The organism is Williamsia sp. Y853 (assembly GCF_056786495.1).
In genome coordinates, this window is sequence record NZ_JBXCJC010000003.1 from 533,559 (window position 1) to 559,119 (window position 25,561).

The following is a 25,561-nucleotide window of genomic DNA, read 5'->3' on the forward strand; positions in this document are numbered from 1 at the left end:
TCAGAGTCGGCGACGCTTGTACCCCGTCGCTGTGGCTTCGACCCGAAGATGGTTCTCTTGAGGCGAACCGCACCCGCGTTCGCAGCCGACCCAGTGCTCACGGTCGTCGACCGCGACGTCATCTGACGTCAGGTGCAGTTCCAAATCCCGACGGACATCGGCATGCGATTTGTCGCAGCCGGGTGATCCGGTGCAGTCGGTGACCTTGGTCCATGGTGAACTCTCGTCGAAGATCAGGCCCATCGGTGCCATCACCCGAAGTACGGTGTCGGCCATGCCTTCTGACAGGTCAACGATCAGGATCTCTTTTTGCGGCGTCAGGTAGATGTCGCGTTCGATGGCAGCCAGGAACTCGCCGACTCGCGCCGGGACCCGTCCATGCGCGACCACCGAACCGAGTGCCACCAGGTCGTCGTGATCCTGCGTCAACCAACCCACCCGTGGTTCCGAAATAGGCTCTGACCTCGGGTATTCACCAGTTGTCTGCAGTGTCGCCAAGATGTTGTCGATGGTGGTCCGATCGGCAACATCCTGCACGCGCCATTCGTCGGACCGGTCAGCCAGAAACGCATGCGCCAGGTCGATCATGAGGGCCGCGGCATCATCTGCCGAGACCCGACGTCCGGTCGGCTTTCCGCCGATGAGCACGTCAAACGCTCGATCATCGATCGCCAGCACACCGATGTCGGGACCCTGGGCGAGGATGTCGCCACGCCCGTCGTCGACGCCGAACAGGATCCGGCCCGGGAGACTCGCCAGCACCGGGTCGGACTGCAGGCGGATGTCGAAGTCGTCCAGGATCGGCCGCGCATCGATCAGCCCTCCGCGCCGCCCCGTCAATGCTGAAAGCTGCAGGTTGCGGACCCGCTCGTGACTGGGAGACGGGATCAGGCCGGCCTCGAGTATGCGTTCGCCGGCACCGTCCACGTCGGCGATCCCACGCAGTTGGACGTTGCCGCGCGAGGTCAATTCGAGATGACCGTCGCCGAAGTCATCCGCCACCCCTACCAGGGATTGCATCTGGATCGGGGTGATCAGACCGCCGGGCAGCCGGATCCGAGCCAGATGGCCATCTGCTGCCGGATGCGCCGAGAACACACCGGGGCAACGATCGGACGGTCGACTCATGCGTTCCACGGTACTGGCGCCGATCAACTTTCCACCGCTCGGTGGCGGTCAGTTGCCCGACTCATCGCCGTCGGATCACTTGGAATTGCCGGTCTTATATGCTGATGCAATTCCGCAACGAGGAAGCCGGTGAGAATCCGGCACGGTCGCGCCACTGTAATGGGGAAACCCCAAGTCAGACCCTTGTTGCTCCGCTGCTACACCCCAACCGCCGGGCGCGCATTCCCGGCAAGGAGGTCCTCGTGATCTTGCTGCTGTCCACATCGGACACGGATCTGCTGACGGCCAAGGCGAGCGGCGCCGACTATCGCCTCGCGAACCCGTCACGTCTTCTCGTCGATGAAGACCTACCTCGACTCCTGAACGGGGCCGACCTGGTGGTTGTGCGGATTCTCGGTGGCCGCCGGATGTGGGAACAGGGCCTGGACGCGGTGATCGCCGCCGGGTTGCCGACCGTGGTGCTCTCCGGTGAACAGCTGCCCGATCCCGATCTGATGTCGATGTCGACGGTCGCTCCCGGGGTCGCCGCCGACGCACACAACTACCTGGCCCAGGGCGGACCGGACAATCTCGCGAACCTCCACGCGTTTTTGTCGGACACCCTGCTGCTCACCGGCCACGGGTTCAGTTCTCCGGCAACCACCGCGCAGTGGGGGATTCTGGAACGCAAACCCCGGGTCGAGACCAGCGGGCCGACGATCGCGGTTCTGTACTACCGAGCCCAGCATCTGGCAGGCAACACCGCTTACATCAACGCACTCTGCGACGCGATCGAGGACAAGGGCGGCCGGGCACTGCCGATCTTCTGCGCGTCGCTGCGGACCGCGCCCGATGATCTGCTCGAACAGCTTGCGGTGGCCGATGCGCTGGTGGTCACGGTGCTTGCCGCCGGGGGTACGACGCCTGCCACCGCGTCGGCCGGTGGCGACGACGAGAACTGGAACATCGAACAACTCGCCCGTCTGGACATCCCGATCCTGCAGGGACTGTGCCTGACATCGTCCCGTGCCGGATGGGCGGCGAACGACGATGGCATGTCCCCATTGGACGTCGCCACGCAGGTTGCGGTACCCGAGTTCGACGGACGGATCATCACGGTTCCGTTCTCGTTCAAGGAGATCGGTGAAGACGGCCTGCCCTGGTACCGCCCGGATTCCGAACGGTGTGCACGAGTCGCCGGAATCGCTGTGCGCCACGGGCTACTTCGGCACATCGCACCGGCTGATCGCCGGGTTGCCGTGATGTTGTCTGCATACCCGACCAAACATGCTCGGATCGGGAACGCAGTGGGGCTCGACACCCCACAGAGTCTGCTCCGATTGCTCGAGGCCATGCGGGACGCGGGCTACGACATCGGACCGGAATCCGGCGACGGCTCGGTTCCCGGTCTGGCCGAGAACGATTCGGACACACTGATCCACACGCTGATCGCCGCCGGTGGACAAGATCCCGACTGGCTCACCGAAGAAGCGTTGGCAGCCAACCCGATCCGGCTGTCAGCGGCGGACTACCGCGACTGGTTCGGCACGCTGCCCGAAGACCTCCGGACGACGATGATCGAACACTGGGGGCCGGCCCCCGGCGAACTGTTCGTCGACCGCTCGGTCAATCCGGACGGCGATATCGTGATCGCGGCAATGCAATTCGGGAACATCGTGCTGATGGTCCAACCACCACGCGGCTTCGGTGAGAACCCGGTTGCGATCTATCACGACCCGGATCTGCCGCCGAGTCATCACTATCTGGCGTGTTATCGCTGGTTGTCGTCGCACGATCACTTTGCCGCCGACGCCGTCGTCCATGTCGGCAAGCACGGCAACCTCGAATGGCTGCCGGGCAAGACACTGGGTATGTCGGCCTCGTGTGGCACCGATGCCGCCATCGGGGATCTGCCGATGATCTATCCGTTCCTGGTGAACGATCCGGGCGAAGGCACCCAGGCGAAGCGCCGGGCGCACGCCACGCTGGTCGATCACCTGATCCCGCCGATGGCACGGGCCGAAAGTTACGGCGACATCTCGCGTTTGGAGCAACTGCTCGACGAGCACGCCAACATTTCCGCGCTCGACCCGAACAAACTCCCGGCGATCCGCCAGCAGATCTGGACCCTCTTGCAGGCCGCGAAGATGGATCATGATCTCGGGTTGTCGGAGCGTCCCGAGGAAGACGTCTTCGACGACATGCTGTTGCACGTCGACGGTTGGCTGTGCGAGATCAAAGACGTTCAGATCCGCGACGGACTCCACATCCTCGGACAGCCACCGGCAGGTGATGTCGAGGTCGATCTGGTGCTGGCAATGTTGCGCGCCCGGCAATTGTGGGGCGGAACGCAGAGCCTTCCCGGACTTCGAGAAGCATTGGGGCTCACCGAAGACGGAACCGCAGGCCGCAACGCCACCGACAGCATCGAAGCGATCGCCCGGGAATTGGTGGCGGGTTGCGCCAAGGGCAACTGGGACGCCGCGACCATCGCCACTGTCGCCGAAGGTCACCCGGCCGATGTTCGCAAGATCCTCGACTTCGCAGGCTCCGAGATCGTTCCTCGGCTCCGCCAAACCGATCAGGAGGTCCCACGGATTCTCCACGCGCTCGGTGGTGGATTCATCCCTGCCGGGCCGAGCGGATCACCACTACGTGGACTGATCAACGTATTGCCGACCGGCCGCAACTTCTATTCGGTCGACCCGAAGGCTGTACCGTCGAAACTTGCCTGGGAGACCGGCCGCGCGATGGCGGATTCGCTTCTGGCGCGCTATCTCTCGGACCACGGCGAGTATCCGAAGTCCGTGGGCTTGTCGGTGTGGGGGACCAGCGCGATGCGCACGTCCGGCGACGACATCGCCGAGGTTCTCGCACTCCTCGGGGTGATGCCGATCTGGGATGAGGCGTCGCGCCGGGTGACAAAACTGGACCTGATCAGCCTCGCCGAACTCGGCCGTCCCCGTATCGATGTCACGGTGCGCATCTCCGGATTCTTCCGGGACGCCTTCCCACATGTGATCACGATCCTCGACGATGCCGTCCGGATGATCGCCGCACTCGACGAACCCGACGAGTCGAACTACGTTGCCGCCCATGCGCGTTCCGACGTTGCCGACCACGGCGACGTCGACCGCGCCACCAGTCGTATTTTCGGGTCGAAGCCCGGAACCTACGGCGCAGGCCTGCTCCAACTGATCGACTCCAAGGACTGGCGCAGCGATGCCGATCTGGCCGAGGTGTACACCGCCTGGGGTGGTTACGCGTATGGCCGCGGACGTGAAGGTGTGGCCGCGGTCGACGACATGCGATCGGCATACCGGCGCATTGCCGTCGCCGCCAAGAACACCGACACCCGCGAACACGACATCGCCGATTCCGACGACTACTTCCAGTACCACGGTGGCATGGTCGCCACGGTCCGGGCATTGACCGGCAAGGATCCCGAGGCCTACATCGGCGACAGCACCAGCCCGGACAACGTTCGCACGCGCACCCTGTCGGAAGAGACCACGCGGGTCTTCCGGGCCCGCGTGGTCAACCCGCGTTGGATCGCCGCGATGCAGCGCCATGGCTACAAGGGCGCATTCGAGATGGCCGCCACGGTTGACTACCTATTCGGCTACGACGCCACCACCAACGTGATGGCCGACTGGATGTACGAGCAGCTGACCGAGTCGTACGTGCTCGACGAGGCCAACCAGGAGTTCATGAACAAGTCCAACCCCTGGGCGCTGCACGGCATCGCCGAACGTCTCCTGGAGGCGGCGCAGCGCGAGATGTGGTCGGCACCTCCACCGCAGATGCTCGATGAACTGCGGCGGGTGTTTCTCGAGACCGAAGGCGACATCGAGGGGGCCTGAGACGACCCGAGTTCGAAGCCATCGCGCCTGGTGCGATTGAATTCGGGGGATCGGGAGAAAATCGGGCGGCCTGATCGTTGACTCTGTGTACGCACTGCCGATGACCAGGATGGTTGATCTCATGAAGCTCGCACTCTTTCTCACCTACGTGGCGATAGAAATAGCCGCCTTCGTGGGGCTTTGTTTTGCGATCGGTTTCGCGTGGGCGGTCCTGCTGGTGATCGCCACGATGCTCCTCGGCTTCTGGTTGCTCCGCCGCCAAGGTGCCAAGGTCCTCGCCAATCTCCGCGCCGCCGGACAGAACGCTGCTGCGGGAGCGCCTGCCGGTCCTGCCGGATCGGCAGCACCGGTCGCTGACACCGCACTGCTGGCCGGTGCGACCATCGCGATGGTCGTACCCGGTCTGGTCACCACCGTCATCGGTATCCTGTTGCTGCTCAAGCCTGTTCGAATGGTCCTGCGCCCACTGGTCATCGCGGTCGGTACCCGCAAGGTCGTCGGCGCGATGGAGGGCTACGCGCGATATGGCCGCGGGATGGCCGGTGTCACCGTTGTCGACGGACAGGTTGTCGACACCACCTACGGCCCGGCCGACCACGACCCGACCCGTCGTCAACTGCCCAAGTCGCACCCCGACCTCTGATCCTTGTACCCCTGTCGGTAACCCTGACAACAGCCCGCCACCGTCCGGCAGGCAGACTGGACGGTCGTGGAGAGTCAACTGCTGATCGGCGGGCACATTTATTCGCCGGTGGCCCCCGATGCAACTGCTATTGCGATCGAAAACGGCGTGGTCGTCTGGGTCGGTTCGGATCCGGTCGGACGTGTACTGCACCCCAATGCTGAAGTCATCGACCTCGACGGGGCACTTGTTGCACCCGCGTTCGTCGATTCTCATGTTCACCTCACGTCGACGGGGCTCGCCCTGCGCGGACTCGACCTCAGCGATGCGGTCAGCCGTGAAGACTGCCTCGCGAGGTTGCGCCGGTACAACGCCGAACACACCGACACCGACCTCATCTGGGGGTTGGGCTGGGACGAGTCGACATGGCCGGACGGACATCCCTCGACAGCGGACATCGATGCCGTAGTCGGAGATCGTCCGGTGTATCTGGCCCGGATCGACGAACATTCCGCAGTCGCATCAACCGCTTTGCGCATCCGCGCCGACGGGTTGACCGGCGCCTTCGGGTACGACCCGCAGGGTCCGCTGACCGCTGACGCCCACCATCGGGTGCGCGGTGCGGCCCGCGCGCTGCTGAGTACCACCGGACGCAATCGCGCCCAGCAGGCAGCGCTCGACGATGCCGCCGCGAACGGGATTGTCGCCGTCCACGAAAACGGTGGACCCGACATCAGCGGACTCGACGACTTCCTCTCGCTGGCCGATCTCGCACACGATGTCGAGATCCGCCGTTACTGGGGCGCTGCGGTATCCGATACCGCAGAAGCATTGGCGTTGATCGAGTCGACCCGCGCCCATGCGCTTGGCGGCGACCTGTTCATAGACGGCGCGATCGGTTCTCACACGGCGCTCCTTCGCGAGCCCTACGTCGACGCCGACACGTGTGGCGTCGGCTATCTCGACGCGCAGACCGTGACCACCCATCTGCGTGCCTGCACCGAGGCCGGCATCCAGTCGGGATTCCATGTGATCGGGGACGCGGCGATGGACGTGCTGGTTCAGGCGGTTGCCGATGTTGCCGCCGAGTTCGGCGGTCCGGCGCTCGCGCGCCTGGGCCACCGCATCGAACACGCCGAGATGGTCACCTCGGACCACGCCACCATCCTGGCTGCGGGCGGCATGATCGCCAGCATGCAACCGCTGTTCGATGCCCTGTGGGGTGGCCCCGGCCAGCTCTACGAACAGCGTCTCGGTGCCGAACGTGGCCGATCGCTCAACAACTTCGCGCAACTCGCCAAAGCGGGTGTTGGCCTGTCCTTCAGCTCGGATGCACCAGTGACATCGATGCGCCCGTGGGCTGCCATCGCCGCCGCCTCCAATCACAACAACCCGACCAGCGCGATCTCGGCGCGCGCCGCCTTTGCCGCCTCGACCCGCGGCGCCTGGCGGGCCGGCGGTCACCGCGACGGTGTTGCCGGGACGCTGGTTCCGGGCGCGCCTGCCGACTACGCGGTGTGGGAGGTCGAAGAACTGGTCGTGGCGGGGTCGGCCGACCCCCAGGTGGCGCGGTGGTCCACCGACCCACGATCACGCGTACCGGCGCTGCCCGATCTGCGACCCGGACGCAAACTCCCGGACTGTGTGCGCACCGTCCGCGCCGGACGAGCGATTTACGACAGGGCCGCCCGGTGACCCCTGGCACGGTTGAATCACGCGGGTCGGCGCTCTCGGCCCGGCTAGGCGCTTTTGTCCGCGCGCCGTTGGTCCTACGGACGGTTACCGCCGCGGTCGGTGGTCTGTTGATGTGGGCGGCCTTCCCGCCTCGCAATCTCTGGTTTCTGGGCATTGCCTCACTGATGGTGCTGGCCCTGTCCCTCAAGGACGTCACCCGATTCCGTGACGGCTTCTTGCACGGCTTCGCGTACGGGCTCGGCTTCTTCCTCCCGTTGCTGCCGTGGATCGGCGTCTACGTCGGCCCGTTGCCGTGGGTGGCGTTGGCAGTGGTGATGTCGCTGTACACCGGGTTGTTCGGGGTCCTCGCCGTCCGCCTGCTCCGGTTGCCTGCCTGGCCGCTGTGGTTCGCGTTGGCATGGGTCACCGTCGAATGGGCCCGCTCGTCATTTCCCTTCGGCGGTTTCCCATGGGGCCGTGCCGCATTCGGACAGCTCGGTGGTCCGATGGTGTCCCTGGCCTCGCTTGGCGGGGCGCCGCTGGTGTCCTTCTCCGTGGCGTTGAGTGGTGCCGGCTTGGCAGCGGTGTTGATGTGGGCCGCCACCGCGCCGCGGCAGTGGAATCGGCTGGTTCCGGCGCTGATCATGACGCTGATCACCCCGATCGTGGCGGCGTTCCTGTGGCCCTCCGTGGATTCACGCAACAGTTCCGACAACCAGATCACCGTCGCCGCCATTCAGGGCAATGTGCCGCGCCTTGGCCTTGATTTCAATGAGCAACGCCGAGCCGTGCTCGACAACCACGTGCGCGAAACCATGGCTCTGGCCGCTGCGGTGCGGGCTGGTGAACAACCGCAGCCGGACATCGTGATCTGGCCGGAGAACGCATCCGACATCGATCCCACGACCAACGAGGACGCCGCCGAACTGATCACGATGGCATCCGTCGCGGTCGATGCCCCGATCCTGGTCGGAACACTGGTTCGAAATCCCGATGGCAGGCCCACGAACACCGTGCTGGTGTGGGATGGTCGCCAGGCATCGGACGGTCGTCAGATCCAAGGCCGTTACGACAAGCAGATCATCCAGCCCTTCGGCGAATATCTGCCCTGGCGAAGCTTTTTCACGCATTTCTCGTCGTACGCCGAGTCTGCGGGCAACTTCAAACCGGGCACCGGCCCTGGTGTTGTCGATGTCGAAACCAACAGCGGTGAAACCGTGAGGGTGGGTGTATCGACGTGTTGGGAAATCGCCTTCGACCGGTCAGCGCGCAAAGCTGTCCAGTCGGGTGCGGAGTTCCTGTCGGTACCCACCAACAACGCCACCTTCGGGCGCACGCAGATGACCTATCAACAGCTGGCAATGTCACAGCTGCGAGCGGTCGAACACGGACGTGCAGTGGTCGTCGCGGCCACGAGCGGCGTCAGCGCCATCATCGCGCCCGACGGGCACACCACCGCACGCAGCGGATTCTTCGAGCCGGCGATGTTGGTGGAGTCGATTCCGCTGCACACCGACGAGACGGTGGCCACCAAGATCGGACCGTGGCCCGAGCGTCTGGCCGTACTCTTGACGGTCTGCGGTTTTTTGGTCCTGGTGGTACAAGGCATTAGGTTACGGGGATGGTCAAAGGAGGAGCATGGTGACGGGGCCTGAGGACAACTCACGCACAACCGGTCCGGTCGTGGGGACGGACGGGGCGGGAACCCTGGTGATCATTCCGACCTTCAACGAGATCGAGAATCTGCCGCTGATCGTCAAGCGGGTCCAGGCGACCCAGCCGTCGGTGCACATTCTCATCGTGGACGACAGCAGCCCGGACGGTACCGGCGATCTCGCCGACGAACTGGCCGCAGCCGACGGTGACGGACGAATCCATGTGATGCACCGCTCCGTGAAGAACGGTCTGGGTGCCGCCTATATCGACGGCTTCAAATGGGGTCTGGCCCGCGACTACGCGGTCCTGGTCGAGATGGACGCCGACGGCAGTCACGCTCCCGAGGAGCTGCATCGCCTGCTCGACCGGGTCAACGCCGGCGCCGATCTGGTCATCGGCTCACGCTATGTCCCCGGTGGCACCGTCGTGAACTGGCCGCGACGCCGGGAGATCCTGTCCCGCGGCGGCAATATCTATTCGCGGATCGCGCTCGGTGTGACGATCAAAGACATCACCGGTGGCTACCGCGCATACCGACGTCACGTACTCGAGACACTGGATCTGGGCGCCATCGAATCGCACGGCTATTGCTTCCAGGTCGACCTCGGCTGGCGCACGGTGCGAGCCGGTTTCGATGTGGCCGAGGTACCCATCACGTTCACCGAACGTGAGCTGGGGGAGTCGAAGATGAGCGGCAGCATCGTCCGCGAAGCCGCATTCAAGGTGCCGCGTTGGGGCCTGACCCATCGCCTCGACAAGCTGCGTAAGAAGTAGCACCTACGACAAACGAGCCACCTATACGAAGACGAGCCACAAATATGTGGCTCGTCTTTGTATAAGTGGCTCGTTTGCGTTGAGCCGATCTGTCAGACCTCTAGCTGCTGGTGCCCCGACGGCGCGCCTTGAGGAGGTCGAGACGCTCGGTCAGGAGCACCTCGAGCTCTTCTTCGCTGCGACGCTCGAGAAGCATGTCCCAGTGGGTGCGCGGCGGCTTGACCTTCTTCTCTTCGGTGACCGTACCTTCGAGAATCGTGCCTTCCATACCGTTCTTGCACGGCCAAGTCGACGGGACCTCGGCTTCGTCGGAAAACGGAATATCGAAGATCTCGCCGTTGTCGGTGCGGTACTTCACCATGCGCCGCGGCGCGAGGTCATGATCGCGATCGGTCTCGTAGCTCACCGCTCCGAGGCGGCTGCCGCGTAGAACTCGATCTGCCATAACTACTATCCCTTCGTTGGATTACTTATCCATCTTACGCGTGTGTGCGGATGTCCTGCTAAATCCTCCGCGATCGCGCCGCGGACGGAATTTTGGTGGGTGGCTGCCCCCGGTGCCGACGTCGGCGCGGAGTAACCTCACTGCTTATGGAACCCCAGGCCACAGCGTCGCGACGCGGCACCGCACGCAACAATTGCGCATGGTGCGGACGCGAGATCGTCGAGTCCGAGGTCGGCCGCCGACGCAAGTACTGCAAGCAATCCTGTCGTCAACGCGCATACGAACAACGAAACTTGGTCGCAGGAAGTTCCATCCCTGCGGATTCGGTGGTTCTGAGCGCCGGAGAGGCCGAAGATCTGATCGAGCGTCTCTTCCGATTGCGGTGTGCGGCCGAAGACATCGCGACCGCTGTCGCCGAGGATGCCGGCCGCGACGAGTTGACGGAGCTGGGCGCTGAACTGGTGGCACTGGCCAAGGAAGCCGAGCGCTGGCGATAGCAGTCGGCCCGGGTCGGTCCGGTCAGCTCGGTGGCCCGGTATTCGACCGCGACTGTCCGCTGCGAAGACTCTCGACGATCTGTTGGGCGACCTCCGATTGCGGATCGAGCTGTTCGGCCTCGAGCGTCCACTCCAGGCCGACCCAGGGGTCGTGCGCACGCGCGTCGTCGGTCACCGGGAGCACCAGGGTGTTGTCGGCGATCGCGGCCACCAGTGGATCGCTCTCGTGTTCGTCGAGTGACCCGGCGAAAACGAACGCCCAACCCAGACGGGTTCCCCGATCGACGATGCGCAGGAGTCGGGCGAGATCGCTCGGCTCCCAGCCGAACGGCAGGTCTGCGACGATCACGACCCGAACGCCGAACTCGTCATGACCGCTCCCCACATCGGTTCCCGCTTGCATGGCCATCAAGTTCAGATCGATGGCCGACTCGAGCACATCCAGACGCGGGGCCACCGCGTCCGGTGTGGTGACCGGTGGCGCCAACATCACCGGTGCGAGCAGTGCGGTCAGCGCCGCGAACTTCCCGGTGAGGTCGAGTACGTCGATGGTGACGCCGTCGTGCGACGCCGAGGTGAGCATTCTTGCGGCGGTCACCAGTCGCAAAGTCAGGGACGTCACCACCGAGACCACCGATTGACCGTTCTCGAGCACCCAGAGGGGCCGCGGGATCGGCGTCGGAATACAGAACGGGAGTCGCAGTTCACCCCGTTCGGGCGCTGCGAGTTCTCCCAACCGCAACCCACTGCCGGTATGCCCGTCGGTCTGTGACCACGCAGAGGACTGCCACGACGCCATCGCCGGCGGCAACTGGGGATCGATGGCGGCGAGTTCAGCCATCAGAACCCGGGAATCGGAATCGAACCGGTCCTGCGCGGCTGCCACCAGCTCATCGCATCGTTTTTGCGCGCCGTCCCGTAGGAGGGCCGTCGCGGGGGAATTACGCTGCGACGGATCGGCCATCGCATCGGCGAGTTCCCGATCGAGACGTTCGATCGCAAAGCCCTCGGACTGAACAAAACCCGCCGCCGAGCGGGCCGCGTCCTCGAAGATGACGTGGGCGCGGGCGATTGCAGCGCCATGGTCGGATCCGAGCCGCACCATCTCCGACGGAAGGTCTTCCGAGGTGACCGGCGAAACTGGTTGGGCGGCAGGAGTTTGAGGCATCGAAGCAATGTCGGTCGCGGAGCCGTCATCGTCGACGTCGACGCCGTGGCTCGACATCAGTTGAGCCAGACCACCTTCGTAGCCCTGACCGAGCGCGCGCACTTTCCACTGACCGACCCGCTGATACAGCTCAAAGCACAGCAGCGCGGTTTCGCCGAGTGTCGGGCGCAATGTGAGCGCAAACCCCGGCGACTGCGCGCGACCGGTCAGTTCCGCACGTATCCCGGTCATCGCTAATTCGGTGGGCACGTCATCGAAGCCAACCGCGCACAGCACTCGGGCACCAGGACGCACTGCGTCGAGATCGATGGACAACTGGCCGTCGGCCAGCGTGACACCGCTCGTCGCCGGCTGGTTGTAGAAGACAACGTCATCGGAGCCGAGCACATGCAGACGGTCGTCGACGACGAGGCCGACAACGTCGACTTCGAACCCCGTCGCCGCGACCGAAAACCTCAGCGCATGTTCACCGGCCGGAGCGTTCTGACCGGCGACCAGCTCATTCATCTGACGAAAGTTCCTCTCGGACCCGCACACACCGGGTCTATTTCATGAAGTCGTTCGACAAGAATCGCTGCAGCTGCGGCAGGGCCTCGCCGGCGTGCCGCGCGGTGATTCCCTCGCCGATCGCCTGAAGCTTCCAGACCCCGCCCTCGCGGAACACCTTCGCCATGACCACGCCGGTGAAAGGCATACCGCCGGCAAGGGTGTATCGGGCCAGCTCGGAGTTGGTCGTCTGGTCCACCAGGCGGCAGAAAGCGTTGTCAACCTGCTCGAAGGTCTGACCCTGGTAGGACGTGACGATGAAGATGAGCGCGTTCACATGCATCGGGACGCGGGTCAGATCAACGGTGACCACTTCGTCGTCACCTTCGCCTGCTCCGGTGAGGTTGTCACCGAGGTGGCGGATCGAACCATCTTTCGACGTCAGCTGACCGTAGTAGACGACGTCGGCAGCCTGTGAATCGGCGAACATGACGACTGACGCGTCCAGGTCGATGTCTGCGCTGCGGTTACCGAACCGCTTCTTCACCACAACGGGATCCCACCCGAGACCCATCTGGATGTTGGTGAGCGCAACTCCGCCGTCTTTGTTCAGCGAAACCCGTTGGCCCTTGGCCAAACTGACCGGATGGCCCTTCCGTAGGCTCACTTCGGGCCGACCGGCGGGGGCAGGCGGTTGCTGAGGTGGTGTGTAGGCCGCCGCGGCTGGTGCGGCCGGCTGAGATGGGTAGCTGGGTGCCGCCGCAGGCTGCGGGCGCGAATAGCTGGGCGCTGGTGCGGCTGGTGCCGGGGCGGGAGGTGCCTGTGCCGGAGGTGTCGGGACGGGAGGTGTTGGGGCGGGTGCATCGTCCACCGAAACTCCATGATCGGTGACCAAGGCGGCGAAACCACCGGCATAACCCTGGCCGACGGCGCGAACCTTCCAGTCACCACCGCGGCGGTAGACCTCGAGCGCGATCACGATCGACTCGCTGGCCAAACCCTCGATGCGGTACTCGTACAGCGGTTGTCCGCCGGACATGACACGTGCGACCGGGGGAGCGATCGCACCGAAGGTGCCGTTCTCGAGCGTGATCACCGCGCGGACCTGGGCGATATCGGCGGGAATCGCGCCCAAAGCAATCGACAGGGTGCCGATGCCGGAACCGGTCTGCAGCGTGACGCCTGGACCCGAGGGCTGGTTGAAGAACACGAAATCGGCGTCCGTCCGGACCTTGCCGCTGTCGGTGACGAGCAACGCCGAGAGGTCACCTGCCGCCGCAAGATCGACGGTGATCTCCACCGTCGATGCGTTGAGCGGACCGTTTTGCCCCTTGACCAGTGTTGTTGTCATCACCTGTGCCCTTCGTTGGGTATTGAATTGATGGCCCCGTCCCCACCTGTCGGCGCGTTGGACGGCATGTCCGGTTTAACGGCTCCCACCATTGTGCCTGCCCGCCCCAACAGCCAGTCCAGCATCTCCTCCGAAGCGGCCAGACCTCGTCCGGTGGTGATCGCAACATTCGGGTGCTGCCAGCCGAGTTCTTCCAGTTCGCCGTGCCGAGGACGGATCGCGGCGTCGGCCCCGACCAGTATCGGTTGATCCAACACGCCGTCACCGGCCGCCAGGCTCACACGAGGCCACACCGACATGCGTCTGCGAACCTCCTCGACGGCGATGTGTTTGGTGACGGGATTGGGCATGACGTACACCTTCCGGCCCTGCCGCGAGACATTCCAGCCGACCTCCGCGGCCCAACTCGCCCACGCAGGCACCACATCCGGTGGCAGCAGGTCGAGTTCGACAACCACATAGCAGAAGAGCCCGTCTGCGACCCGCAGCGTGCGTAGCCAGGGGGTGTCGCGGGCATCGTCGTTCAATCGCTGGTAGACGTCGTCGACCCCGGCACCCAGTCGGCCGAGCAACCCGGCGACGTGCGCGGACCAGGCTTCATCCGGCCGACCATCGACAAGGATGTTTCCACCGTTGCTCGTGATCGCGAACTCCGTTGTGCCCATGGGCAATTCAATGCGCCGGAATTGCTCGATGGTTCTGGTTGTGGTCGGTACCACCTGTGCGATCCGGTCGAGTTCGAGGAGTAACCCGATCGACGCCTCCGACATGTACGACTGCGGCTTTCCCTGGTAGAGCTCGACACAACGTGCCGCAGCCAACATCGCTGCCGCACGCGAGGCATCCGGGGCGCCCTGTGTGATCGCATTTTCCGAATAGATCAGCGTCCGGTCCATATCCAACGCCACCAACGCCGATGAGGTGGGTGAAGCCGGGGTACAACCGCTCACAAGACCTCTTTCACCAGGCCCACAGCGCTGTACGCCAGCTCCGGGACCACCTCCACGGGCACCGATCTCGCGTCGGCAAGTGCTCGGATGTGCTCGTGCGCCGGATCATCGGCGTTCTGGACCAGGACACGCCACGGCACCCGACGGAGGAGAACCCGGGTGGTTTCACCCACACCGGGCTTCACGAAGTTCACCGACGAGATTCCATACTGCTCGCGAATGGCCTCGACGGAGCGCCAACCCGACCAGGTCGGGGTCCGGTCCGACGACACGATGTCCGAGTACCGTGAGGCGGCCTCGGTTGCGGCGGAATCGAATTGAGCACTGACGGCATCCAGCAACACGCCCGAGACGTCCTGATCGATCAGTTCCGAGTAGAACTTCGCGCCATGGAAATCATCCGGACCGATGAGTTCGCTGTTCAGGACAGTCCGCGAAACAAGACCAGACACAGTCGAATTCAGGCAGGCCGATGCGATGAGGAAGTCGTCGCGAGTCCCGTAAGTACGCACACACGCCCCGGGATCGGCGAGTACCGCCAGGTCCGGGTTGAATCGGGGACCGCCGGCCTGCGCGAGTTCGTCCAGCGCAGCCGCGAGCTCGCTGGTGATCGCACCTTTGCCGGTCCAGCCGTCGACGAACACCACTTTCTGCGGATCATGGTGTGCTGCCAAGTATCTCATCGCGTTCGTGTCGATCCCACGATCCCGGACTATCGATACCGCGTAGTGCGGCAGGTCCACACCGTGGTGATGGCGGGCCCATCGGCGCATCAAGACACCGACGGGGGTGCCTGCGCGGGCGAGCGATGCCAACACCACGTCGGTACCGCGCTCGGCGAGCACCAGATCGGTCACCGCTCCCACCGCAACCGCCAGGCGATGCGCACTTTCGTCGAGGACCCGGTGAAAGAGTTCCTGGTAGGCGGCGTCGGGCTGGAACTCGACAGGAAGCGTTTCGGCATAGTGGGCCAGTCCGGCCTGTATCCGCTGTTCGCGGGATGCGATGTCCGCTTCGAGAGCCACCTGAGACAGATCCTTGAGGAGCCACCGCACCTCGTCGGGGGCATAACTACCGAAGTCGGGCCCGACCAGTGGGACACCGAATCCGGCCTCTGGTTGCACGCTCACTGCTGCCCCCGCCTCTCCTGCAGAGCCCCGTAGTCGGTGCCGGAAACGATCACGGCGAGGACGTCGTCGCCGCCGGCCCGCAGCGTTTCGACCAACCCGTTCGGTGCGGTCAGTGCTGCCGTGTCCGCGGGGGCATCGAGCACCATGACGAGCTGGGAGCCCGGATGTTCTCGGGTTGCGTTGTACAGGAAGCGATCTGCCGCCGCATCAGGCTCGGGTGAATCAAAGCGATAACCGCGACGCAATGGGTAACCGCGGTGATCGATGACGTGGGCGGGGGACCGGGTTGTCGTCTGGCTCAGGACGGGTGCCGCGACAACCGACGACAGCTCACCGGCAATCCGCTGAGGCAGATACATGAACTCCTCATGCCCGATCACGATCACCGGGCGCGTCAGATCCACTGCTGCCGCCACCTGCGCGCCGATCACCGTCACGGCCTGATCGAATTCGGCCCAATCGCTGTGGTCGAATCCGTACCGGCCGCCGTCGGGGACGTGCGGCGGCCAGGATACGTCCAACCGCTCGAGCCGGCCCGGAGTCCCGGACTGGTGGAGCGGTCCGGGCTGGAGGGCAACAATCTGCTTGGGGAGGTCCTCGGGAATGCTCGTGACACCCTGCGCGAGGCTGATGAAGTCGATATCGATGCCCATCTCACCGGCCCTCTCCCGGCACCGGGCCATATCGCGGTCGGTACGCATGTCGACCAGCGAAGCCACGATGTACAGCGACCGATGATGGATCTCCTGCATCGACCGGATCGCATCGAGTGCTGTGGCCCCAGTGGATATCTCGTCGTCGACGAGTACCACCGGAAGGTCGGTGTGCAGGCTCTGCGGATCGGTCGGGACCACCAAATGGTCGGTCGCGTGCGAATGACCTTCTTCGAATCGCGCGATGACCGGGACATGCGATTCGTTGCGCCGCGTCGACTGCAGATAGTGCCCCGCACCCATCCGCTGAGCGACCGCATGTCCCAGACCGGTTGCCGTTTCGGCAAATCCGAATACGAGCGCGTCGCCGACGCCGCGTTCGCGCAACGCCGAGGTGGCCAGGTCGCCGAGATCTCCGGCGGCGGCAAAGATCACCGCCGGCGCTACCGGAATGTGTTTGCCCAACACCGTCGACACCCACAGGTGCGCACGTTTGGGATTGCGGCGCAGTCCGGGTTGCACGAGATCGTCAACCCGCCTGCCACGATGTCCGCTGACATGCTCGGCCTGCAGACCGAACTCCGATGTCGCGTACGACACGGGCGGTGTGATGACCTGGCGACTGTCGGTTCCGCTCATGGCTCCACCACCGACGCCAGCAGGTCCACAACGCCGATCTCCGGCTGCAGAACCCCGAACGCCTGTGCTCGGACGAGTGTCTTTTCTGCCCAGGCGCGGTGTGGGCGACGTTCATTCATCTTGTTCCGATAGATCGAGGGTTCCACGCCGCCGGAGTCGTCGACACCGAGTATGGCCACGGCGTCGACGTACTCCTCGTGCGATACCGCGCTCATCGCGTGCACCACGTTGACATGAGAGGGATGGATGACGGTCTTGCCCTGAAGTCCGTTCGCGTGGTCGAGCACCAACTCCCGAAGTAGTCCGTCGAGGTCGCGGCTGACGAGATGCGTGCGGAACCTCACGGCGTCGATCTGTTCGAATGGTGTGTGCCGCAACAAAGGCCGGAACATTCTCTCGTGGGTGTTGTAGTACTCCCAGACCGGCCCGGTGATGGTGTACCCGGTGCCGTCCGTCCGTCCGAGAACATTGACGATCGCTCCGATGACCTCGGCCACCGGTTGCACGTCATAGATGGTGAGGTCGGGATCGCGCCGGATCCCGAGGGCGCCACACATATCGGTTCCGCCGATCCGGACGGCGAGGACCTTGTCCCGGTGCTTGGCGAGCAGGTCCCGAATACCGCTCAGCGCATACATCCTGGTTTCCAGATGTAACACCGTCGTCGACTCGATGATCGGCATCGCGTAGAGCATCCGGCCCGCACTGGCGATCGCGCCGTCGATCCGGTTCAGATAGTCCTCACCGGTCACGGCGGTGAACTTCGGCAGGACAAATCCGGCGAGCGCCTCGATTCCCCGCCCGAGGCGTCCGAGCAGTTCATCGACCTGCTGCGCATTGCGAACCCGGACAAACAGCAACGGCACATTCGCCGCATGGTCGGCGAGATCGTCGAGTGCAGCCACCAGGTTTGCCATTGCTGCCGGCACCAGGTGATCGGCGACCGCATCCTCGAGATCGATGACCATCGACGTGGACCCATTGCGGCCTTGTCGGAGAATCAATTCGGCCAGACGATCGCGAATCGCCGGAATGTACAGGGTTGCGCCGATCGCCACACTGAGCAACGCCGGTCCGGCCTCGGCCTCGATCGTCTCCGGAAACCGGTGGAACAGCCGTTCGCGTTCGACGTCGTCCAAGGCGGCGAAATGCCGGATTCGGTTGGCGCCATGCGCCGTTGTCCCTGTGTTCGGTTTTTGTTCATCCACTTGCCCGGTGCGGCCCACCTCGCCGTCGGGGATGGACTGTTCGATCATCAGCGCCGTGCCTCATCCTTCATTTTGTTCACGACTCCGGTGACGAAGTCAGAGATGGCTCGCAGGTCAACCAGATATCCCCAGTAGTCGGGGTGCCGCCCGGTCAATGCGGCAACAGCACGATCCACACGCAGCACTTGTGCGTCGAGTACTGAACCCCATTGTTTGACCAATCCCAGGTTCACCGCAAGCAGTTGTGCGTCACGTATCTGAAAACGAACCCTACCTGCGGCCGCCGGTGGGTCTGCCCGGACCACCCGAAGTTCATTCAATCGGTCGGTGACCCCATCCACCAGTTCCTCCGCCTCGGCGAGTACCGCGCGGGCCCGCGTGATCGCGGCCAACGACGCTTCCGGATCGGACGCGATTTTGCTTGCCGCGGTGTCGATTTCGGCCTCTGCGCGCTGCAGGTCCGCGGCGCTTCGTTCGTCGTACCCGATGAGGTCTGCCGAACACGCCGCACTGAACTCGCGGAGTAGAGCCGAGTACGCCTCGGGCATGCGGGAACTGCGATTACGGACCGCAGCCAGACGCGTCCGCACCGACGCCAGCGCAGCGCGCGCCTGGCCGTCTTTGCTCGGCGCCTCCACGATCGCCTGCTGCAACTTCTCGATCGCCGCCCTCATCGCGGCCGTACTGGCCTGCAATTCGGCACGATCACCGCCTTGGGACACCTGGAGCTGCGCGGACTCGAGCCGCTGCCGCGCCTTATCGTACTGAGCCACAGCACTTTTGACCGAGGTGTAACCCAACTGACTGGTAGTCAGATCGCCGAGTTTCTCCGCCATACGGTCGGATTCCTGGCGAATCCGGGCGGCCTCGTCGGGAATCGCGCCGTATGCCGTCCGGGCATGTTCGATCTGGGTCGAGTTCTGCTCATAGAACCGGTCCAGCCGCTGAATGGACTTCGTGATCTGGTCGGACGTCTTCTGGTAGTCGGCCAGTGAAGCGGACGCATCGGGATCGCTGAGCGCCAGATACTGATTGATGGTCTCGTAGCACTGATCCCGGATCGGGGAGAATGATCGGATCAGGTCAGGTGACAGACCCAGCGCTGCTGCGGCGTCGACACCGTCGGCCAATATGGACAGCCGCTGATCGAGTTCCAGGAAGCCGGTGACCATGTCATTGCGGGCACGTGTGAGGACGTCGGTGGACCCGCCACCGACGTCACGGCTATCTCGTCGAAACCAGCGCCCGGCCACACGCGCATCCTACTGGGAGCGGCGACAATCGCCGCCCGTGGCGGTCGACGATCACGGGTGATGCCTCACTTGTCATTCGATCCGTGCATAGATCGCGCAAAAATGTGGAGGTATCGGAGTGGACGGTGCCAACGATGTCCACATTCACGTACGGTTGACGACAAGGCTCGGCTCCATGCCAGCGTTTGGCACGGGATCGGCCTCAATCAACTTATGAATCAACCTCAGGAAGGTACTGACATGGGCGTCAGCTTGAGCAAGGGCGGCAACGTCTCTTTGACCAAAGAGGCTCCGAACCTGACCGCAGTGGCGGTCGGACTCGGCTGGGACATCCGTTCCACCACCGGCACAGACTTCGACCTTGATGCCAGCGCCATCGCCACCGGAGCTGACAAGAAGGTCGTCTCCGATCAGCACTTCATCTTCTTCAACAACCTGCGGTCGCCGGACGGTTCGATCGAGCACACCGGCGACAACACCACCGGTGAGGGTGAAGGCGACGATGAGGTCATCAACGTCGATCTGGCGGCGGTGCCGCCGAACATCGAATCGGTGGTCTTCCCCGTCTCGATCTACGACGCTGATACGCGCTCGCAGTCGTTCGGGCAGATCCGTAACGCATACATCCGTGTGACGGACCGCTCCAACGGCACCGAACTCGCCCGTTACGACCTGTCCGAGGACGCGTCGACCGAAACCGCCATGGTGTTCGGTGAGCTGTACCGCAATGGTGCGGAGTGGAAGTTCCGCGCCATCGGCCAGGGCTACGCCTCCGGCCTTGCAGGCATCGCCCGCGACTACGGCGTCAACGTCTAGTTCGACATCTAGAGTCGAATAACTGAAGTCATATGATTCAGCACTATCGCGGAACCTCCCGGGGCTCCGCGATAGTGCTGTTGATACGTAAGAGCGATATTTAAGGAGCACGGGTGGTCATTCGCACATTCGGGATCTCGATCCTAATCACGATCGTCTCGTTGGGCGTTGCATTCCTCTACGGGGGCTGGACCGCGCTTGCGCTCTGCCTGATTCTCGGCATCCTCGAGGTGTCACTGTCATTCGACAATGCGGTCATCAATGCGACCGTGCTGGAGAAGATGAGTGAGTTCTGGCAGAAGATCTTCCTCACCGTCGGCATCCTCATCGCCGTCTTTGGCATGCGCCTGCTGTTCCCGCTGCTCATCGTCTGGGTGACGGCCGGACTGAATCCGGTCGAAGCCTTCGACCTGGCCATGAATGTGCCCGAAGAAGGCTCCGGTCAGGATTCGTATGAAGAGATCCTCACCGCAGCGCATCCGCAGATTGCTGCGTTCGGCGGCATGTTCCTGTTCATGCTCTTCCTCAACTTCATCCTCGAGGACAACGAGATCAAGTGGCTGACGTGGCTCGAGAAGCCACTGGCCACAATCGGCAAACTCGATCAGCTCGCCGTTGTCATCGCAGGCGGCAGCCTTGTACTGATCGCGGAGTTCCTCGCCACCGACGACCAACGCTCGACGGTCCTGGTTGCGGGCGTCCTCGGCATCATCACCTACATCGCGGTCAACAGCCTCGGCCAGTTGTTCCACACTGATGAACTGACAGCCGAACACGAACAGGCCGAGAAGTCAGGTGGGCCTTCCGACCTGGCAAAGGCGACAGGTAAAGCGGGTTTCTTCCTCTTCCTGTACCTCGAGGTCCTCGACGCGTCGTTCTCCTTCGACGGCGTCATCGGCGCGTTCGCAATCACCGCCGATCCGATCATCATCGCGCTGGGACTGGGGTTCATCGGAGCAATGTTCGTCCGCTCCATCACCGTGTACCTGGTCCGTGCCGGCACCCTGTCCGAGTACCGGTACCTCGAGCACGGCGCCCATTGGGCAATCGGCGCACTCGCGGCGATTCTGTTCTTCTCGATCAAGTGGCACATCAACGAGATCATCACCGGCCTGGTCGGAGTGGCGTTCATCGGCGCAGCAGCGTTGTCGAGTGTCTACGCCAACCGCCGCGACGAAGCCAACAATGCGGACTCCGATTCACCCGAGAAGGATGTCGCCACCACAAGCTGATTCCTGACTCGGCCGGACGCTGAACGACCCTGTCCACCCGGTGTACATGTGTACACTCGAACTCGCACACGGCGATGGCGATACAAACCGCTATCGTTTCCATCCGGAGCGAGGGGAGTGTGGGCAGTGGGCTTTGTGAAATGGAGCAAGCGTCCGGCCGCGCAGGTTCAAGCGACGCGTCCGCAGGTCAATGTCGCCCGTGGTCTGGTGGCCAGAGCAACGACGCCACTGTTGCCGGACGACTACCTACATCTGCTCAACCCGTTGTGGTCGGCACGCGAACTGCGGGGAAAGATCGTCGACGTCCGCAAGGAAACCCACGACACCGCCACCGTAGACATCAAGACCGGTTGGGGATTTCGCCATAATTACCGTCCTGGACAATACGTGGGGATCGGTCTTCAGATCGATGGCCGATGGCACTGGCGCTCGTACTCGCTGACATCCATCGCAGGCGATGGGAAAGTCATTTCGGTGACGGTCAAGGCCAATCCTGACGGTTTCCTCTCCAGCCACCTCGTCGATGGCGTGGCGCCGGGTGCCGTCATCCGGCTCGCCGCACCCAAAGGTGACTTCTCACTACCCAATCCGCCGCCAGAGAAGATTCTCTTCATCACCGCCGGATCCGGGGTGACACCGGTGATGGCAATGCTCCGGGCACTCGACGGACGTGGGCAGATACCCGACGTGGTGCACATCCACTCCGCACCAGACCGCGACAGTGTCATTTTCCACGACGAACTCGTCGGATTAGAGAACACCTCCGACGGGTACGAGCTGAAGATGCGTCTCACCCGCGAGCACGGCAAGGTCGATCTCAACGACCTGTCGTCCGTCGTCCCTGATTGGCAGGAACGCGAATGTTGGGCCTGCGGCCCGGTGGAGATGCTCGACGCCGCAGAGGAGGTGTGGGAACGGGTTGGGTTACGGGACCGGTTACACATCGAACGGTTTGCCATCGCACGCACCGACAAGGGTGGTGAAGGTGGCACCGTCACCTTCGCGAAGTCCAACAAAGAAGCACATATCGACGGGGCGACAACGCTTTTGGAGGCCGGCGAAGAACTCGGTATCCAGATGCCGTTCGGCTGCCGGATGGGGATCTGCCAATCGTGCGTGGTCCCGCTGGAAGGCGGGTACGTTCGCGACCTGCGCTCCGGGGACGAACGTAGAGAAGGCGACCGTATCCAGACATGTATCAGCACCGTGTCTGGTGAATGCACGCTGGATCTCTGAGCCGGCACACGTACGAACCGACAAGTCACACAGGGGGTAGTTGCCATGGCGATCACCGATATCGATCGATACGCACACCTGTCCGAGGCAGACGTGGAGGCTCTCGGAAGGGAGTTCGACGCGATCCGCCGGGACATCGAAGAGTCCCGCGGAGAGTCCGATGCCCGGTACATCCGCAGAACGATTGCGTTTCAACGCGGCCTGGCGGCCGGCGGTCGTGCAGTGTTGTTCGCGAGCAACAAGAGGCCGGCATGGATCGCGGGTGCGGCGATGCTCGGCGTTGCAAAGATCATCGAGAACATGGAACTCGGGCATAACGTCATGCATGGGCAATGGGACTGGATGAATGATCCCGAAATCCATTCCTCGTCATGGGAATGGGACACCACGTGCCCGAGCATTCAGTGGAAGCACTCCCACAACTTCATCCATCACAAGTACACCAACATCGTCGGCCTCGACGATGACGTGGGCTACGGGGTCCTGCGAGTCACCCGGGACCAACGCTGGGAATGGTGGAATCTCGGCAACCCGGTCTACAACTTCCTTCTCGGCACCTTCTTCGAGTATGGAGTGGCCCTGCACCATGTCGAGGCCGAAAAGGTCCGCAAGGGTGAGAAAAGCATGCGTGACGTCGCCAAGGACCTCAAGATCATCGGCCGTAAGGTCGGCAAGCAGGCCGCCAAGGACTACGTGATCTTCCCGGCGCTGTCCGGCCCCAACTGGAAGCACACGCTGACGGCGAACGTCACCGCGAACTTCATCCGGAACTATTGGACGTACGCGGTCATCTTCTGCGGACACTTTCCCGACGGCGCCGAGAAGTTCACCAAGGCCGAGTACGAAAGCGAAGACCAGGCCCGCTGGTACCTGCGACAGATGTTGGGATCGGCCAACATTCGGGCCGGCCGGCTGATGCGGTTCATGACCGGCAACCTGAGTCATCAGATCGAACATCATCTGTTTCCGGACCTGCCGAGCAACCGCTACGAAGAAATCGGTGTCCGCGTCCGCGAACTATGCGACAAATACGATCTGCCGTACACCACGGGATCGCTGGCACATCAGTATTTGCAGACTTTCCGGACCATCGCAAAGTTGGCACTACCCAATGTGATGCTCTCGGCAACCGCCGACGATGCCCCCGAAACCGCTTCGGAGCTTCGTTTCAACGTCCGCGAGGGGATGCACACGAGTTTCGGGCCCGACCCGGAAACCGGACGCCGTCGAGGGCTGCGCACCGCCTTGCGTGAACTTCGCGATTCGAAAGTGAAGGTGGCCTGACATCGCCGGTCGCTTTGCTCAGACGCGAGACGGAGCCCGCCAGGTGGGGGAGTTCCTGGCCCGCACTGACAGCAACGCGACCGTGGTGCGGATCGGACGTGCTGTCCGGATGAGAACCCCGGGTGCCGGAGCCGATGTGAACGCGGACCGGTTGCGCAGCTCTGACCGAGTCGCCGGCCTGATCGCCCAGGCGAGGGGCGAAACACCCAGCGCTGTCCGTGAACTCGGTTTGGCTGCCGTCGAATCGTGGCAGGTACTGTTGTCTCGGCGCGGCAGCAGCTCCAAGCCCGCAAGCGGCCCGGTGACGATCTTGTTCACCGATCTGGTCGGATTTTCCACTTGGGCTCTCGGCGCGGGTGACGACGCCGTCCTGACACTGCTCGGTGAGGTCAATCGCGCCAGTGAGGAGATCATCACCCGGCGTGGTGGCACGGTGACCAAATACCTCGGCGATGGCCTGATGGCGGTGTTCCGCGACGGAACCGATGCCATCGAGGCCGCGCACGAAGCCGGACTCGCGGTCAGCGCCATCACGCTGGACGGCTATCGGCCCGCGCTCCGAGCGGGTCTACACACCGGCGAACCGCGTGCAGTCGGCGATGATTTCCTCGGTGTCGACGTCAACATCGCGGCCCGGGTGGCCGATGCCGCGTCAGCCGGTGAGGTCTTGGCGACCGAGGCGACATTGGCGGCCACGGACGACACCAAATACATCAAGCGGCGCAGACGCTTTCGCGCCAAGGGCACGCCCAAAGACCTCGTGGTATTTGCCGTACTGCCCCGCTACGACGAGGTTGCCGATGAAGGATGATCTGCCTTGGGAAGTGAAAGGTAGAGCGCCTTCAACTGCTCGGCCGCCACATCCAGTGACCTGACATCTCCCTGGCTACGACACTGCACGATCGAACCCTCGATCGCATTCACCACAAAGAGTCCGAAATCTCGGGCGGCCGTCTCGGAGACACCGTCGGCGACCGCCGCCTGCGCCACCAGATCTCGCCATCGGTCGAACGCGACGTTGGCGGTCGCTGCGACCACAGGTTCGTCCGGCGCGGACATGGCGGCGGCAACCACCGGACACCCCAGCGCGAACTCCGAGCGGACCAGTTCGCGCTTCCACCATTTGATCAAACCGTCGATGGCATCGATGGGGGTTCGGGTGGCTGTCAGATGGGCGATGAACGCCGTCATCTGGTCGCCGGCCGCGGCGGTGGCATTGGCGATGAGCTCGGATTTTCCATCAGGAAAGTGCTGGTAGATGGAGTTACGGGCAGAACCGCTGCGTTTGAGTAGGTCGGCGACACTCGTCGCGAAGACACCTCGGCGTCGAACGAGATCTATGGCCGTGTCGACCAAGCGCTCTCGCGGCCCGGCTGTGCCGTCGACTGGCTGCATCGGATAGCCGGTCATGGTTGCCTCGCTTCGTCTCCCCATCGCCAAATGGACCAGTCGGTCCATCGGTGATGCTACGCTTCGACCTCATGGACCGATCGGTCTACAACATATCAGGAGGGGTT

At 63.6% G+C, this 25,561-nt stretch carries 21 protein-coding genes and 1 riboswitch; of the genes, 11 read left to right on the top strand and 10 right to left on the bottom strand.

Annotation, left to right across the window (positions count from 1 at the left end):
• Window positions 1-1,128, bottom strand: a complete 1,128-nt coding sequence (gene cobG / locus AC1TPF_RS18655; protein ID WP_482144937.1) for a precorrin-3B synthase — start codon at window positions 1,126-1,128, stop codon at window positions 1-3.
• 114 nt (window positions 1,129-1,242) lie between these two features.
• Window positions 1,243-1,318: riboswitch (adenosylcobalamin (AdoCbl) riboswitch) on the top strand.
• A 52-nt stretch (window positions 1,319-1,370) separates the two neighbouring features.
• On the opposite strand from cobG, the gene cobN reads away from it, so the two are divergent.
• The 5 genes from cobN to AC1TPF_RS18680 all read left to right on the top strand — a co-directional run bounded on the left by cobN (window position 1,371) and on the right by AC1TPF_RS18680 (window position 9,696).
• Window positions 1,371-4,970, top strand: coding sequence for a cobaltochelatase subunit CobN (cobN, locus tag AC1TPF_RS18660; RefSeq protein WP_482144938.1), 3,600 nt, complete (start codon window positions 1,371-1,373; stop codon window positions 4,968-4,970).
• Between the two features lie 100 nt (window positions 4,971-5,070).
• Entirely contained in the window at window positions 5,071-5,613 is a 543-nt protein-coding gene (locus AC1TPF_RS18665; RefSeq protein WP_482144939.1) for an FxsA family protein, read from the top strand.
• A 66-nt stretch (window positions 5,614-5,679) separates the two neighbouring features.
• Window positions 5,680-7,287: an amidohydrolase gene (locus AC1TPF_RS18670; protein ID WP_482139463.1), complete on the top strand. Its 1,608-nt coding sequence runs from the start codon at window positions 5,680-5,682 to the stop codon at window positions 7,285-7,287.
• Window positions 7,284-8,921: an apolipoprotein N-acyltransferase gene (lnt, locus tag AC1TPF_RS18675; RefSeq protein ID WP_482144940.1), complete on the top strand. Its 1,638-nt coding sequence runs from the start codon at window positions 7,284-7,286 to the stop codon at window positions 8,919-8,921. The genes AC1TPF_RS18670 and lnt overlap by 4 nt, the downstream gene beginning before the upstream one ends.
• Window positions 8,905-9,696 (top strand): polyprenol monophosphomannose synthase, encoded by a 792-nt coding sequence (locus AC1TPF_RS18680; RefSeq protein WP_482139464.1) that lies wholly within the window; start codon window positions 8,905-8,907, stop codon window positions 9,694-9,696. Before lnt ends, AC1TPF_RS18680 begins: the two co-directional genes overlap by 17 nt.
• A gap of 100 nt (window positions 9,697-9,796) precedes the next feature.
• Here AC1TPF_RS18680 and AC1TPF_RS18685 read toward each other — a convergent pair whose 3' ends face one another.
• Window positions 9,797-10,141: an RNA polymerase-binding protein RbpA gene (locus AC1TPF_RS18685; protein ID WP_482139465.1), complete on the bottom strand. Its 345-nt coding sequence runs from the start codon at window positions 10,139-10,141 to the stop codon at window positions 9,797-9,799.
• Between the two features lie 146 nt (window positions 10,142-10,287).
• Here AC1TPF_RS18685 and AC1TPF_RS18690 point away from each other — a divergent pair, with 146 nt between their 5' ends.
• A complete protein-coding gene (locus tag AC1TPF_RS18690; protein ID WP_482139466.1) occupies window positions 10,288-10,638 on the top strand; it encodes a hypothetical protein in 351 nt (116 codons plus the stop codon).
• 22 nt (window positions 10,639-10,660) lie between these two features.
• Here AC1TPF_RS18690 and AC1TPF_RS18695 read toward each other — a convergent pair whose 3' ends face one another.
• Genes AC1TPF_RS18695 through AC1TPF_RS18725 form a run of 7 tightly spaced genes read right to left on the bottom strand, consistent with a single transcriptional unit; the run spans window position 10,661 to window position 19,476 of the window.
• Window positions 10,661-12,313: a TerD family protein gene (locus tag AC1TPF_RS18695; RefSeq protein ID WP_482144941.1), complete on the bottom strand. Its 1,653-nt coding sequence runs from the start codon at window positions 12,311-12,313 to the stop codon at window positions 10,661-10,663.
• A gap of 37 nt (window positions 12,314-12,350) precedes the next feature.
• Window positions 12,351-13,643, bottom strand: coding sequence for a TerD family protein (locus tag AC1TPF_RS18700; protein ID WP_482139468.1), 1,293 nt, complete (start codon window positions 13,641-13,643; stop codon window positions 12,351-12,353).
• Window positions 13,643-14,593 (bottom strand): HAD family hydrolase, encoded by a 951-nt coding sequence (locus tag AC1TPF_RS18705; protein WP_482144942.1) that lies wholly within the window; start codon window positions 14,591-14,593, stop codon window positions 13,643-13,645. Before AC1TPF_RS18705 ends, AC1TPF_RS18700 begins: the two co-directional genes overlap by 1 nt.
• Window positions 14,590-15,723, bottom strand: a complete 1,134-nt coding sequence (locus tag AC1TPF_RS18710) for a cysteine protease StiP family protein (RefSeq protein ID WP_482144943.1) — start codon at window positions 15,721-15,723, stop codon at window positions 14,590-14,592. The genes AC1TPF_RS18705 and AC1TPF_RS18710 overlap by 4 nt, the downstream gene beginning before the upstream one ends.
• The gene (locus AC1TPF_RS18715; protein WP_482144944.1) at window positions 15,720-17,015 is read right to left on the bottom strand and encodes a phosphoribosyltransferase family protein; all 1,296 of its coding nucleotides are present in this window, start codon (window positions 17,013-17,015) and stop codon (window positions 15,720-15,722) included. Before AC1TPF_RS18715 ends, AC1TPF_RS18710 begins: the two co-directional genes overlap by 4 nt.
• Window positions 17,012-18,271 carry an HpcH/HpaI aldolase/citrate lyase family protein gene (locus AC1TPF_RS18720; RefSeq protein WP_482139472.1) on the bottom strand — a complete coding sequence of 420 codons (1,260 nt, stop codon included), beginning with the start codon at window positions 18,269-18,271 and terminating at the stop codon, window positions 17,012-17,014. The genes AC1TPF_RS18715 and AC1TPF_RS18720 overlap by 4 nt, the downstream gene beginning before the upstream one ends.
• A complete protein-coding gene (locus AC1TPF_RS18725; RefSeq protein ID WP_482139473.1) occupies window positions 18,271-19,476 on the bottom strand; it encodes a hypothetical protein in 1,206 nt (401 codons plus the stop codon). Before AC1TPF_RS18725 ends, AC1TPF_RS18720 begins: the two co-directional genes overlap by 1 nt.
• 240 nt (window positions 19,477-19,716) lie before the next feature.
• Between AC1TPF_RS18725 and AC1TPF_RS18730 the strand changes: the two genes are divergently transcribed.
• From AC1TPF_RS18730 to AC1TPF_RS18750, 5 genes are all read left to right on the top strand, one after another.
• On the top strand, window positions 19,717-20,292 hold the full coding sequence (locus tag AC1TPF_RS18730; RefSeq protein WP_482139474.1) for a TerD family protein: 576 nt from the start codon (window positions 19,717-19,719) through the stop codon (window positions 20,290-20,292).
• A gap of 113 nt (window positions 20,293-20,405) precedes the next feature.
• The gene (locus tag AC1TPF_RS18735; protein ID WP_482139475.1) at window positions 20,406-21,524 is read left to right on the top strand and encodes a DUF475 domain-containing protein; all 1,119 of its coding nucleotides are present in this window, start codon (window positions 20,406-20,408) and stop codon (window positions 21,522-21,524) included.
• 126 nt (window positions 21,525-21,650) lie between these two features.
• The gene (locus tag AC1TPF_RS18740) at window positions 21,651-22,760 is read left to right on the top strand and encodes a ferredoxin reductase (RefSeq protein ID WP_482139476.1); all 1,110 of its coding nucleotides are present in this window, start codon (window positions 21,651-21,653) and stop codon (window positions 22,758-22,760) included.
• Between the two features lie 45 nt (window positions 22,761-22,805).
• Entirely contained in the window at window positions 22,806-24,044 is a 1,239-nt protein-coding gene (locus AC1TPF_RS18745; protein WP_482139477.1) for a fatty acid desaturase family protein, read from the top strand.
• 43 nt (window positions 24,045-24,087) lie between these two features.
• Complete coding sequence (locus tag AC1TPF_RS18750; protein ID WP_482144945.1) at window positions 24,088-24,855, top strand: adenylate/guanylate cyclase domain-containing protein; 768 nt, start codon at window positions 24,088-24,090, stop codon at window positions 24,853-24,855.
• Here the strand turns inward: AC1TPF_RS18750 and AC1TPF_RS18755 are convergent.
• On the bottom strand, window positions 24,828-25,454 hold the full coding sequence (locus AC1TPF_RS18755) for a TetR/AcrR family transcriptional regulator (protein WP_482139479.1): 627 nt from the start codon (window positions 25,452-25,454) through the stop codon (window positions 24,828-24,830). The two genes, AC1TPF_RS18750 and AC1TPF_RS18755, sit on opposite strands and share 28 nt — an antisense overlap.
• Window positions 25,455-25,561 lie beyond the last annotated feature (107 nt).

Excerpts from the sequence above, each read along its gene's own strand:
- cobG (WP_482144937.1), bottom strand. The coding sequence starts at position 1,128 with ATGAGTCGACCGTCCGATCGTTGCCCCGGTGTGTTCTCGGCGCATCCG.
- AC1TPF_RS18665 (WP_482144939.1), top strand. The coding sequence starts at position 5,071 with ATGACCAGGATGGTTGATCTCATGAAGCTCGCACTCTTTCTCACCTAC.
- AC1TPF_RS18680 (WP_482139464.1), top strand. The coding sequence starts at position 8,905 with ATGGTGACGGGGCCTGAGGACAACTCACGCACAACCGGTCCGGTCGTG.
- AC1TPF_RS18685 (WP_482139465.1), bottom strand. The coding sequence starts at position 10,141 with ATGGCAGATCGAGTTCTACGCGGCAGCCGCCTCGGAGCGGTGAGCTAC.
- AC1TPF_RS18690 (WP_482139466.1), top strand. The coding sequence starts at position 10,288 with ATGGAACCCCAGGCCACAGCGTCGCGACGCGGCACCGCACGCAACAAT.
- AC1TPF_RS18695 (WP_482144941.1), bottom strand. The coding sequence starts at position 12,313 with ATGAATGAGCTGGTCGCCGGTCAGAACGCTCCGGCCGGTGAACATGCG.
- AC1TPF_RS18700 (WP_482139468.1), bottom strand. The coding sequence starts at position 13,643 with ATGACAACAACACTGGTCAAGGGGCAAAACGGTCCGCTCAACGCATCG.
- AC1TPF_RS18715 (WP_482144944.1), bottom strand. The coding sequence starts at position 17,015 with ATGAGCGGAACCGACAGTCGCCAGGTCATCACACCGCCCGTGTCGTAC.
- AC1TPF_RS18720 (WP_482139472.1), bottom strand. The coding sequence starts at position 18,271 with ATGATCGAACAGTCCATCCCCGACGGCGAGGTGGGCCGCACCGGGCAA.
- AC1TPF_RS18730 (WP_482139474.1), top strand. The coding sequence starts at position 19,717 with ATGGGCGTCAGCTTGAGCAAGGGCGGCAACGTCTCTTTGACCAAAGAG.
- AC1TPF_RS18745 (WP_482139477.1), top strand. The coding sequence starts at position 22,806 with ATGGCGATCACCGATATCGATCGATACGCACACCTGTCCGAGGCAGAC.
- AC1TPF_RS18755 (WP_482139479.1), bottom strand. The coding sequence starts at position 25,454 with ATGACCGGCTATCCGATGCAGCCAGTCGACGGCACAGCCGGGCCGCGA.